The following is a 13,281-nucleotide window of genomic DNA, read 5'->3' as shown; positions in this document are numbered from 1 at the left end:
CAAATGCTCTGAATGCGGTAACTAAAAAAGACATTATTGGATGGTTCACCCACTGCTGTTACTATATTGCACCCAACTGAGAACCGCTATAGATAAGGTCATAATTTACAACTTATCAAAGCTTGATTATTTTTTTACTGGAAGAATGCGACAATTTAGTGCTTAGGCGTAGCCCGTTATGGACATCGCATTCCTCTCACTAGTCATTGTAATTTTATCAAATAGGTCAGATGAAATATTAGGCGATCGCACAACCAAACCTTGACACTACAAAAGTGCGTAGGCGTAGCCCGTTGTAGACATCACCCTAGTTTAATATCAGGTATCACCTAAAAACTATTCCACATTTTCTACTGCACCTAACGCTTTGAGCGCAGCTTTTTCGGATGAGGTTAAACCTTTAATACCTGCGGTATTCATACGTTCGTAAGGTCGTTCGGGTATCAGAGTTTTTATGCAATTCCCCGTTTTGACATCCCAAAGTTTTATTGTTCCATCTTCACTACCGCTAGCGATAATTCTTCCATCGGGACTGAATGAAATAGATACTACCCAGTTAATATGTCCTTCTAAAGTTTTGAAACACTCACCTGTATAAAAATCCCATAACTTTACTGTTCTGTCAGGACTGCTACTCGCTATAATTTGACCATCAGGGCTAAATGTAACGAACCTCGCATCGCTACTATGCCCTTGCAAAGTTTTGATGCATTCGCCAGTGTTTATATCCCACAGCTTTACAGTTTTATCGTAGTTACCACCACCACTTGCTAATATCTGCCCATCAGGATTAAAGCTAAGTGACCAAACCCAATCAATATGTCCTTCCAAAGTTTTGATGCATTTGCCAGTGTTTATATCCCACAGCTTTATCCTACAGTCCTCGCTTCCAGTAGCTAACAAATTACCATTGGGACTGAAAGCTATAGATTTTAGCCAAGGGGAATCTGTATTTCCTTGTAAAATTTTAGTATGTTCACCAGTAGAGATATTCCACAACTGTATTGTCGTTTTGTCAGCTAAAGCCAGGACTTGACCATTGGGACTAAATACAGTAGGTAAAATCCAACTATTGCTTGCCTCTATAGTTTTTACACAACTACCACTACGTAGATTCCAAACTTTTACTGTTCTATCTGAACTTCCACTAGCTAGCATTTGACCATTTGGACTAATAGTAATATATGTTACCCATGATTTATGACCTTGTAAAATTTGGAAGCATTCGCCTGTATTAACATTCCATAATCTCAGTAGACCATCATTGCTACCACTGACTAAAGTTTTACCATCAGGACTAAAAGTAACGCACAATACTAAATGATGGTATCCTTGTAAAACTTGAAAACATTCACCAGTATTAATATCCCAAAATCTTACTGTTTGGTCATCACCTCCACTGACTAAGACATTATGTTGGGGGTGAAACATGACAGAACGCACCCAATTAATATGTCCTTTTAATATTTGAATACATTTTCCAGTTTGTGCATCCCATAGTCTTACTGTTTTATCATCGCTTCCAGTCGCTACTATTTCACCACTCTTATTAAATGTTACTGTCCATATTTTGCTAGTATGCCCCAGTAAAATTTGCATACATTCACTAGTATGAACATCCCAAAGTCGTGTTGTGCGATCGCTAGCGCTGCTAGCAAGGATTTTACCATCAAAACTAAAGTTAACTGACCTGACTTTCTCAGTATGACCGTGTAAAGTTTGGAGACATTCACCTGTGTTAATATTCCACAACTTAACTGTTGAATCTCCACTACCGCTAGCCAGCATTTGACTATTAGGACTGAAAGCAACAGAATAAATCCTGTCAGTATGACCGTATAAAGTTTGGAGACATTCATCTGTGTTAATATTCCACAACTTTACTGTTTCGTATTGGCTACTAGCTAGCATCTGGCTATTAGGGCTAAAAGCAACAGAATAAATCCTGTCAGTATGCTGATCTAAAGTCTTAATGCATTCACCTGTACGGATATTCCACAACTTTACTTTGAGGTCTTGACTACCACTCGCTAGCATCTGACCATCAGGACTAAAGGCGATTGTTCGTACCCAATCAGTATGTCCTTCTAATGTTGAAAGTCGTTTACAATCTACAAACCGCCATAAGTGAATTTCACCATTAGCATCTGCTGTAGCAACAATCTGTCCATCTGGGCTAAATGCTATCGACAAGACAGTACCTAAGACTTTTGTAAAAGTAGAACTGCTCAGATTAGCCCTAGCAAAATCAACATTATGCAAAATAGCATTAGTAAAATCTGCCCCCTTAATTACTGCACCACTAAAATCTCTCCCTTTTAACCCAGCCTTATCGACTTTCACTAAGACTGTTGCTGTATTTCCGCCAACATAACCAACCTCGTCCTCACTTTTCCCCCGTGTCTTCTCAATAACTTTAATTAGGGACTCCTTAGCCTCAACATTAACCATCCCCATAAGCAAATCCATCACCGCTTTCGTTAAAGGTGCTTGACCAAAAGTTACTCTCAACTTCTCCAACGATTCGCTTATAAATCCCTTCAATACCGCAGTTGGCAGAATCTCTCCAGCCGCATCTACCTGATGGCTGAAATAAGAAGACCAACTATAATCAACAGGCGCAACATCATGATTTATCTGGAACCGCACCCGCGCTAAATCCGTAAAATCACTCGCCAACGCTCCCAACTCTGCTGCAAATTTATACGCTACAAAAAACTCTAACAGCGACCGATGCGCTGGAGTATAGTCACCATCAGCATTGCGGATGAGCATTGTTTGCCCCATCATGTCGTAATGCCAGTGGTCTAAATCCTTCTCTTCCTGTACCACTGAACCAAATAACCGACGAATTCTGTCAGGGAAAAGCCGATAATTGAGGCTCATTTGGTCAGTAGACAACATTTCCCAAGAAAGTTCGCATAAAAAATATAGCTTTTCTACCAAAGATGTAAACGTGCGATCGCTCTTGATATCCCGTTCCATTTTCCGCCGCACCGCATACAAGTAAACCCGCGACATATCTACAGGTTTACCCGCCTCAATATCTGGCAAAGCCTCCAAAATTAACTCAGTCATCACCGGACGACGGGCTAAATCCAATAATTGTGGATTTCCCATTACTTGTTCAACCGTTGCAGCTTCCGTTTGTTGCGACAACACCAGCCGAATTTGCTCGTCGTTAAATTTCTCCAGTTCCAGCACTTCAAATTGCGGTGTTTCCCCTGTCAACTGCTTGGTAGAAGCTTGCAACTCGGCGTTGAGCAAAGCGCGTCCTTCCTTGGCGTCAGGAAAATGTTCGGTGCGACAAGTCAGGATAACCTTGGCACCGGGAACCACCACTTTTGCCAGTTCCCAAAAGTTATTAATCATCTGCTGACGGTCAACTTTTGCTGCCATTTCGTCAAAACCATCGAAAATTAGCAGCAATTTACCCATGCCGTTCAACTGGTCAAATACTTCGCTAGTTAAACGAATATTGTGTTGTGTAAAAAAGAACCCCGCCAAAACGTTCTCGACATTTATCGCTTTGGCAAAATCCCGCAGCGTAATTACCAAAGGCAAACGGGGACGTTCAACACCGCGTTTTTGAGCATCTCGGTAACGTTGCAATGCTACCCAAGCATAATGGAAGGCAAACCAGGTTTTCCCCGTACCAAATTCTCCTAGTATAGAAATGTGCTCTTTGGCTGGATCGTCCAACCACACATCAATATAACCATCAATCCAACCATCGCGATCGCTATAATGACTAATGCCAATTCGCTGCTTAGTATCAGGGTCAATTTCCTCTTTTGTGCAAGCTAAAGGAACGTATTTTGTATTTATTTGCCGCCGGATAATTTCTGCTTCTAACCAATCGAGATAATCGCTAAAATCGGCATCTTGGTCAATAAGTTCGTCAAAAGTATAACAACCTAAGTGGCGATTTTCCTCCTTTTCCACCTCATTTCGTGCCGCGCGTGCAATCCGTCTGGCTGTAACTAACCAACCTTCATCAGTTCTCTGCTGCTCCACAGAGGAACGCAAAACAGCTACATCTTTAAGTCCAACTTCACCCTCAATTCCCCTGATTAGGATGCGGTCATATCGGTTACGCCGTGTTGGCACATTAATAATCCACTCAAAGTATGCATCACCCCAAATTTCATACTTTTCAAAGCGATAGCCCAAGGTTTCAAACCAGCCGCGCATTTGTTGAGCTAGGGCTATGGCTCGACATTGATTTTCAGTGGATGTTGCGGCCTCCAGCAATACGGGAGAATTCTGTCCAACCAACCGCGCCATTTCTGTACGAATACCTTCCAGTGTCGGCAACCTATCGAGTAGTTCTTGAATATTTGCAATGCGTTTTTGCAAAGAGCCAATTTGTTGACTCATTAGTGTATCTGCTGGGTTGCGAGTACGTTTAGCAACTTCCGCAAAGACAATATAAAACGCGGCAATTTCCCGTCTAATGTCAATTCCTAAATTTCTAATGTCATCACCCAATGAGTATGCATCAAGCCAAGCATCAACCTCAGACAGCAAAATTGAGGGGTTATTATGGTCAAATGCTTTGCGAAAAGCCTGTTTTATGGCTTCTTGGCGAAAAAGTTCTAACAAAGGCTTAGATTTGCCAACACCGTACTCTACCAGTGCATAGGCATAAACTCCACTAAAATCTGCTGGTGGATGCTCTGGATCGAGGTTAAACTGCTGAAGTAATTTAATTACAGTCTCATTGCGCTGAATTTTTTCCTTTATTAAAGGATTTGCGATCGCAAAAATAGCGTTGATGACCTGTTCTGGGTTAATTATCATTTGTCATTAGTCATTTATCATTGGGAATGGGGCATTGGGCATTGAGAAGAGACAAAGTAGACGAAGAAGAGGGGGGGAGACTTGGGAGAGACTTGTTCAATAATTCCCCCTTGTCCCCCTTGTCCCCTTGTCTTCTCTGCTCCCCTGCTCCCCATTCCCCATTCTTAACTAGAGCGGTTATTTTCTAAACCTGGTATTTGTTTAGAAAACAACTCGTTAGAGTTAACCTCACCTTCTGAAACGACGGAGCGTATACCCTCTAAAGCAGCAGGAATAGAACGCGGATCTATAAAAATCACCTTGCTGCTATCGCTTTTACCAATTGTCGCGCCCATATCGAGATAACCCAAGGCAAACAAAACTTCCACTGCTTTATTGGCATTGGGGTTATTGTGGAGCTTTTGGGCAATAATTTCTGATGACTCTGCGATCGCCTGGGCTTTCAAAACCTGCTGCTGACGTTCTGCTTGAGCTTTCAAAATGATCGCCTTTTGTTCGGCTTCTGCTTGCAAAATTACCGATTTTTGACGAGCTTCTGCATCCAAGATTTGTGCCTCAGCTTTACCTCTAGCGCTATTGACAGCAGCTTCGCGATCGCCTTCAGAAGTTAAAATTGCTGCCCGTTTGCGTCGTTCTGCCGACATTTGCAATTCCATCGATTCACGCACTGCTTGAGACGGAATAATATCTCGCAGTTCTACCCGTGTCACTTTCACACCCCAAGGATCGGTAGCAACATCCAAATCCTGTAATAAAAGCTCACTGATGTGGGAACGAGCAGTAAAGGTTTGATCTAACTCCAGTTGTCCCATTTCAGCGCGAATTTGAGTCAGCACCATATTTACCATTGCCGCCTGGAGATTTTCTACCTTGTACCAGGCTTTTTCCATATCCACGATGCGCCAGTAAAATACAGCATCCACCTCAATGCCAACGTTGTCGCGGGTGATGCACTGTTGGGGAGGAATATCTAAGACTTTTTCTTTGATAGTTTCTCGGTAGACAACTCTATCTACGAAAGGAATGACTAAGTTTAGTCCTGGTTCTAGTTTTTTGTTATAACTACCCAATCTTTCCACCAAAGCTTGATTGCCCTGATTAACAACTTTCACCGAACTTGCTACAGCAGAACCACCAAGAGCTAAAAATACTAGTAAAAAAAACTGTTCCATTGTAAATCTCCTAATTTTTATTAATAAAGGGAGTGGAGGAGATGAGTGAGTAGAGGAAGTAGAGTAAAAAGAACTATTAAATTTTGACAAATGACAAATAACAAATGACAAATACTTAAGAATTCAACAGATTTTCTGGTACAACAATCAAAGTAGTACCTTCCCTTCTAACCACATAAACTCTTTGATGGGATGGGATGGTAAATTTGTCATCGTCACATCTTGCTTGCCAAGAATTTCCCTCATACCGCACCCGCCCTGTTTTCCCAGGCAGAATTTCTGTTAAGGTTTCAGCTATGACTGCATCCCGGATTTTTGATTTGCGTTGTCTTGGTTGCAAAAACCGACGAGAAAACATGATTAGGGCTGTGGAAAGCAAGAGCCAAACCACAATTTGCAACCATACACTTCCCATACCCACTCCAGACAGCAGCGCCACCACAAAAGCGCTAATTCCCATCATGAAGGCGACAAACGCTGATGGTAAGAACAGTTCAGTTAAACACAAAACTGCTCCTGCCATCAGCCAGATTAAGGTAAAACTTGGCATAGCGCCATCCTAGTCTCTACATTATTGACGTAAATGCATTTCTACGATTAGATACAGCCAGACGTAAGTTATTTACAGAAAACAAAACTGAGTATTTATACCAATAATTTTGCGAAATTTCAGTAACAAGGTGTAACTAGCAGTACACAAGTTCAGGTACATAAGTTTAGTTTATTCTAGCCTTCAATTCATTGCCAGCTAAAGTTAATCGAAGTTCATCTATAAAAAAGAATTCTGACTTCCGACTTCTGTTTTATGATTTCTACTCAACTGATAATTTTTTGTATAAATCCACGCTGTAATAGCCCCATTAATCCGATGGGAGATAGCGTTTGTGCTAGTTGCCAAACTCCTTTAGTTCACCGCTATCTGTGGGCAACTGGCTTATTGTCTGCTCAAATCCCACCAGGCACAAAGGTAGCAGATAGGTATGAAGTAATTAAACAACAGATTTGGCTGGATACTCAACCGGGACTACCGCCAGATGTACCTGAAGAACTGCCAACGGAAGTAATTCCTTATTTACAGTTATATCAAGAGCGGTTGCATCTGCCCCAAGCTTATGGGTTTGCTAGTAATCTTGAGGAAGATAAAACTGATATCCTCTTATTAGAAAATGCGCCGATAGATAAGACAGGAAATATCTATCCAACTATTGTAGAGGCATGGCACGAAGCCACCGCAGCACGACAAGTTTATTGGTTGTGGCAAATTCTCCAACTTTGGACACCTCTAGCAGATTTGGGATTTAGTCGCAGTTTACTAGTAGCAGACAACTTGAGAGTTGAAGGTTGGTGTGTGCGACTGTTGGAACTCCATCAAACACCAGATAATGAGCAGCTGAGTTTACAAAATCTGGGAGAGTGTTGGCAGTTTTGGGTAACTTCTGCAAAGACATCAGTAGCCAAAGGGTTACAGAACATTGTCCAGCAGATGTGTGAAACTGAGATTGAGTTAGAGGCAATTAATATTCAACTCAATAATTTACTACTAGCAGCTGCGGCAGAATTGCCATTAGTCTTAAAGGTGGCAGGCTCTACAGATATTGGCCCAATGATGGCGCAAAATGAAGATGCTTGCTATCCCAATAGTTTAAGTGATTTAGATGAACCTTTATTGCGCCACTTGTCGATTGTTTGCGATGGTATTGGCGGACATGAAGGCGGTGAGGTTGCAAGTCAGTTAGCAGTACAGTCTGTAAAGTTGCAAATTCGCGCTTTACTAGCGGAGGTAACAGAACAAACTGTACTTTTTCCACCTGAGTTGTTGCAAGAACAATTAGAAGCAAGCTTACGGGTGGTAAATAATCTAATTTGTGCCCGCAATAACGAACAAAAACGCCAGGGCAAAGAACGCATGGCTACAACTATTGTCATGGCGTTACAAGTTCCACAACGAGTCCAGACAAGTACTGGGTGGCAATCAAATAATACCCATGAGCTTTACTTGGCTAATGTTGGTGATAGCCGTGCCTATTGGATTACTCGCAATTATTGCCAGTTACTGACAGTAGATGATGATGTGGCAACGCGAGAAGTACGCCTTGCTAAAAGCTTGTATCGAAAAGCACTTTTTAGACCAGATGCTAGTGCTTTAACTCAAGCATTGGGGACAAGAGATTCAGAATCTTTGCGTCTCAAGGTTCAGCGATTTATTCTGGAAGAAGATGGCATTTTGCTACTGTGTTCCGATGGTTTAAGCGATCGCAACTGGGTGGAACAATCTTGGCAGGATTATGCAATACCCGTGTTAACAGGGCAAATGACAGTTGAAGATGCTGTCTGCAACTGGATTAACTTGGCAAACGAAAAAAATGGACATGATAATACATCGGTTGTTCTTACTTATTACCGTGTCTCTCCAGAATATTTAGTACCTGTGACTTTAGCGTTGCCAGAAGAGATTATAGAAGCAGAAATACAGGAAGAAGAACTAGAGGAATTAGAAGAATTAAAAGAATTAGAAGAACCAACTTCTTTTACAGAAAGTTCGCAAATTTTGCTAGATTTGGATCTTTCAGAAGAACCACCTCTCAGCCCAGAAATTCCACCAACTTTAATTACAAAACCGAAGCGGGGTAAACGTTTGGTAATGCTAGGGGGAGTGTTGGCGTTGCTTGTGGGGAGTACAAGTCTGGGATTCTTTGCTTGGTGGCAAATTAATCCTCAAGGATTCCAGCAGATGTGTCGGCAACTTTCCCAAAAAGTGCAGTCAGTGTGTCCAACTGGGAAATAGATTGTACCGAAATGTTTTAATGTTGATGAGAAATATTCCAGTATTGATAAGGAACATTGTAATGTTAATGAGAAATATTACAACATTCCTTATGAATGTCGTAATCTTGATGAGAAATTTTCCAGTATTGATAAGGTATATTGTAATGTTGATGAGAAATATTACAATGTTCCTTATGGATGTTGTAATGTTGATGAGGAATATTACAATGTTCCTTATGAATGTTGTAATGTTGATGAGAAATATTGCAATCTTAATAAGAACTACTTGTACATTGAAACCTACCTAGTATAGCTGAGTGCTGTCAGCGTCAGCGGGGCGTTTAGCCCGTGCTGAGTAAAAACCCAGTTTTGTCAAGGCTTTGAGCATCAACACTGCACGACGTAAATCAACATACCATTCAAAATGGCGCAAAAGCTCAGAATACAACTCTTTTGACTTTTGACTTTTAATTTTTGACTTTTGACTTCCGCGCAACGGTACTAGCCTAATGGGCAAGGTACTGCAATGCCATATCCCTGTGCGTAATCAATTCCTAATGCCGTAATTCGCTCTAAAATTGCCTCATTCTCTACAAATTCAGCAATCGTCTGAATACCCATCACATTGCTAATTCGTGTGATTGCTGTGACGATCGCATCATCCACAGGATTCTCGACAATGTTACGAATAAAGCTGCCGTCAATTTTGAGATAATCTACAGGCAGATACTTGAGATAAGCAAAGGATGACATCCCTACCCCAAAATCGTCTAATGCGAAGCGACAGCCCATCTGTTGAAGCGACTGAATGAACTGCCTAGCTTTTATGAGGTTGGCGATCGCTACAGTTTCGGTAATCTCAAAGCAAATGCGTTGGGGTGAGATGGGGTATAAGGTAAACTGCTCATACAAGAAGTCAATGAATTGATCGTCGTTGATGCTAGAGCCAGAGAGGTTAATTGCATAGATGCTTTGTTCATCGCCAGCGAGTGTTAGCCAATTTTTAAACAGAGTCCGAATCACCCAGCGATCAATCAGGTGCATCAAGTTGTAGCGTTCTGCTGCTGGAATAAACGCCATTGGCAGCACTAAATTTCCCTGCTCATCCCGCAGCCGCAGCAGCACTTCATAATGGTCGCCGTTTTGATCGCTCGGAGTAATAGCGGCAATCTTTTGAGCATAGAGACAAAACCAATCGTTTTCCAAAGCTTTAGAAATGCGACTGACCCACTGCATTTGACCACGCTGTTGCAGTCGCTCCTGGTCGTCAGTCTCAGCAAGGTATACGCGGTTGCGCCCCCGGTTCTTTGCGGTATAGCAAGCGGCATCAGCCGTGCTGATAATTTCTGTAAGGCTCTCGCTACTCAAGTCGATACCAACCAAGCCGATACTTACGCCAATTGAGAATACCTGCTCTTGCCAAACAAACCGGAACTCTTGAACACACTCACGCAGTTCATTGGCAACTCGTAAAGCTTGCTTGGGCATACACTGATTGAGCAATATTCCAAATTCATCGCCCCCTAACCGTGCCAGTGTGTCAGTTTTCCGAATCTTCTCCTGCAATAGGACAGTCATTTGACGCAGTAATTCGTCTCCAGCCAGATGACCACAGGTATCATTGACAATTTTGAAGCGATCGAGATCCAAATAGCACAACGCATGAACCTGGTAGTCTAACTTAGAAAGGGTCAGTGCATGTTCAACCCGCCGCTCAAACTCTTGGCGATTCACCAATCCGGTTAAGGCATCATGGGTTGCCTGCCAGGATAGCTGAAGCGCCAGCTGGCGATTCTGAGTCACGTCATGAAACACCATAACCGCGCCAATAACTTGTCCTTCACGATTGCGAATCGGCGCAGCTGAATCTTCAATCACAATCTCTTGAGCATTTTGAGCAATTAAGACGGTATGGTTTGCTAAACCTACAATTCGATTTTCCTCTAATGCTTGCTCAATTGGGTTCTGAACTGGCTCCTGTGTCGTTTCATGCACAATTCTCAAGACTTCTACTAACGGCAACCCTTGTACCGATGCTTGACTACATCCAATCAGAGATTCTGCAACCGGATTGAGATATTGAATCCTGCCAAACACATCTGTGGTAATAACTGCATCTCCAATCGATTGCAACGTCACCTGAGCTAATTCTTTTTCTTGAAAAAGTGTTTCTTCGATTTGCTTGAGAACTGTGATATCCCGTCCTACCGATTGAAATTCTATAAAGCATCCTTGCTCGTCAAACAGCATTCGGTTATGCCACTGAGTCCAACGCACCCCATCTTCCAGAACTACGCGATTTTCAATGATGACTACAGGATTATCAGTATTCATTGAAGCTACTAACTGTGCAACTCGCTCCCGGTCTGCCTCGAAGATAATCGGTTGATAGCAACTGCCGATCAGTTCCTCTGGCGATCGCCCAAAATAAACTGCAAAAGCTTGGTTGACAAAGGTGAGTGTACCGTCTGGTAAATATCGGATAATGAGTTCAGTCTGATCTTCTACAATGGCACGGTAGCGAATCTCGCTTTGTTTGAGAGCAATTTCTGATTGCTTGCGTTCTGTGATGTCTAGAATAGCTCCATACAGTCTAATAGTCTTACCTTGAGTATCATAAGCTACCTCTGCTCTCGATTCCAGGTAGCGCAATGAGCCATCAGGTCGGACAATGCGATATTCAAGATTGAAAGGATTGCCATTGGCGATCGCTTGTAGGAGATGCCTCTGCAAGACTGGTCGGTCTTCTGGGTGAAGCATTTGGAGAAATGCAGCCTGTGTCGGTGCTAATTCAGTAGGATTTAGACCAAAGATGCAAAAGGTTTCGGCTGACCAAATTTGTTTTTGAGACTCTAAGTACCATTCCCAACTGCCCAGATGAGCAATCTTTTGAGCAGTAGCTAGCAGTGTTTCACTGCGTTGGAGTTCTTCCTCGACTTGTTTGCATTCGTTGAGTGCGGCTTGCCGTTCTGTAACATCTTGGGCAGTCCCATAGAGGCGAATTACTTTTCCATCCGTGTTGAATTCTGCATGTCCAATCTCCTCGATATAAATAGTAAATCCGTAAGTTTGAGATACGCGCAGAATGAGTTTGTAGGATTCCCCAGTTGACATTGCCCGCTCAATTGCTTGGGCTAATTTTCCTGCGTCTTCTGCCCAAAACAGTTGCAGATTTTCTTGGTAGTTCGGTTCAAGCAGTGCGGGATCTCGATTAAAAAGGTCAAACAGCTGCTTTGACCAGGTAATTTTGCCAGTGGCAAGTTCAAACTCCCAATTACCGAGACGAGCAACTCGCTGAGATTCTTCAAATAAGGCTTCACTCTTGCGTAGTGTTTCTTCAGTACACTTGAAGTCAGTGATATCCACTACCAGTCCATCCCAAACTACACGACCATCCTGCAACTGGTGTGGTATGGAACGAAAATGTAACCATTTCAGCCGAGCGCTGGGCGTTTGGATTTGCAGTTGTATATCAAACACTGACAAATGCTGCCGAGATTCCTCGATTGCTGCCTGGAAAAGTGGTACGTCTTCTGGGATAAACTGGCGATAAAGCAAACTTGAATCCTTCAGTGCATCTTCTGCCCTGACTTCCATCAGTTTTTCGATCCCCGCACTGATATAAGAAAAGCGATCGCTACCATCAAATTCGCGGATTACCTGATAAATTGCCCCATAGGGCAGATTATTGCCAACTCGCTGCAACAGAGCTTCTTGCTCTTGTAGTGCAAGTTCTGTCTGTTTGCCTAAGCAAAGCTCGTCGTAGACATCGCTAATTTCCCCCTCCAGTTCTCGATTGGCTGCCTCCATCTGTGCAGAACTGTGGAGAGCAAGTGCTTTTGGTATCAAAGGTATAAGTTCACAAGCTGTGTATAGTGAAACTATGGCTGTAATAGTCTTAAGGCAACTACTCAACCAATAAGTTGGATACCAAAGCGTCCAAATTTCCATTAGGTGGGTAGTGCCACAAATAACAATAAATGTTGCAAATAGTAGAAATATCCAGTTAAAAGGTAAATCTTGGCGCTTGCGGACAAAATAAAGTAGCGTGATCGGAATAGAATAATAAGCAAGGGCAATTAAACTCTCAAATACAATATCGAACACCATTAATTCCGGTTTCCAAAGATAGTAATGACCGTGGGGAATAAACTGTTTATAACCAAAAAGGCTTTTCCCAAAATCCAGCATCACGTTATTTCAAAAACAAGTTGTTTGCTCTAAATCTTAGTTAGTTATACTACAAAAAATTATTCAGTATTCAGTAGCTTGTCGTCATAAGCATCGCGGATACTTGATCATAATTGGCTTACCTCATAATGGCAAAAGTTATATCCTTGCCAAGTATGCCACATAAAAATTGCTGTATTATTTATTACAAAATTACATAGTCGGGCAAAGAGACTTCCAAAAAAATACTTACCCTTGAGAGAGGGGGGACAGGGTGATATAGCAGTCGCCATCTTAGTTAGGACGTAGAATATATAGAGAAGTGATTGATTTCTGCATTCGTATGGCAAACCCTTACAGTTATGATCTA

The 13,281-nt window shown here is 42.2% G+C and carries 6 protein-coding genes; 1 reads left to right on the top strand and 5 read right to left on the bottom strand.

Going from position 1 to position 13,281, the window contains the following annotated elements; genetic code table 11:
• Nucleotides 1–336: 336 nt before the first annotated feature.
• The 3 genes from V7K89_RS06055 to V7K89_RS06045 form a co-directional block, all read right to left on the bottom strand.
• Nucleotides 337–4,803 (bottom strand): NACHT domain-containing protein, encoded by a 4,467-nt coding sequence (locus V7K89_RS06055; RefSeq protein ID WP_335185286.1) that lies wholly within the window; start codon nt 4,801–4,803, stop codon nt 337–339.
• Between the two features lie 164 nt (nt 4,804–4,967).
• Nucleotides 4,968–5,975, bottom strand: coding sequence for an SPFH domain-containing protein (locus tag V7K89_RS06050; protein ID WP_335185284.1), 1,008 nt, complete (start codon nt 5,973–5,975; stop codon nt 4,968–4,970).
• Between the two features lie 115 nt (nt 5,976–6,090).
• Nucleotides 6,091–6,525, bottom strand: coding sequence for an NfeD family protein (locus tag V7K89_RS06045; protein WP_335185282.1), 435 nt, complete (start codon nt 6,523–6,525; stop codon nt 6,091–6,093).
• Nucleotides 6,526–6,780: 255 nt separating this feature from the next.
• On the opposite strand from V7K89_RS06045, the gene V7K89_RS06040 reads away from it, so the two are divergent.
• The gene (locus tag V7K89_RS06040) at nt 6,781–8,760 is read left to right on the top strand and encodes a protein phosphatase 2C domain-containing protein (RefSeq protein WP_335185280.1); all 1,980 of its coding nucleotides are present in this window, start codon (nt 6,781–6,783) and stop codon (nt 8,758–8,760) included.
• Between the two features lie 285 nt (nt 8,761–9,045).
• On the opposite strand, the gene V7K89_RS06035 is transcribed toward V7K89_RS06040, so the two are convergent.
• Nucleotides 9,046–9,189, bottom strand: a complete 144-nt coding sequence (locus V7K89_RS06035; protein ID WP_335185278.1) for a hypothetical protein — start codon at nt 9,187–9,189, stop codon at nt 9,046–9,048.
• Between the two features lie 53 nt (nt 9,190–9,242).
• Nucleotides 9,243–12,932, bottom strand: a complete 3,690-nt coding sequence (locus tag V7K89_RS06030) for an EAL domain-containing protein (RefSeq protein ID WP_335185276.1) — start codon at nt 12,930–12,932, stop codon at nt 9,243–9,245.
• Between the last annotated feature and the right edge of the window lie 349 nt (nt 12,933–13,281).

This window comes from Nostoc sp., assembly GCF_036917515.1.
Lineage (GTDB): Bacteria > Cyanobacteriota > Cyanobacteriia > Cyanobacteriales > Nostocaceae > Nostoc.
The sequence above is the reverse complement of the archived record's forward strand: the minus strand, read 5'-3'. Positions and strand labels throughout refer to the sequence as shown.

Excerpts from the sequence above, each read along its gene's own strand:
- V7K89_RS06055 (WP_335185286.1), bottom strand. The coding sequence starts at position 4,803 with ATGATAATTAACCCAGAACAGGTCATCAACGCTATTTTTGCGATCGCA.
- V7K89_RS06050 (WP_335185284.1), bottom strand. The coding sequence starts at position 5,975 with ATGGAACAGTTTTTTTTACTAGTATTTTTAGCTCTTGGTGGTTCTGCT.
- V7K89_RS06045 (WP_335185282.1), bottom strand. The coding sequence starts at position 6,525 with ATGCCAAGTTTTACCTTAATCTGGCTGATGGCAGGAGCAGTTTTGTGT.
- V7K89_RS06040 (WP_335185280.1), top strand. The coding sequence starts at position 6,781 with ATGATTTCTACTCAACTGATAATTTTTTGTATAAATCCACGCTGTAAT.
- V7K89_RS06030 (WP_335185276.1), bottom strand. The coding sequence starts at position 12,932 with ATGCTGGATTTTGGGAAAAGCCTTTTTGGTTATAAACAGTTTATTCCC.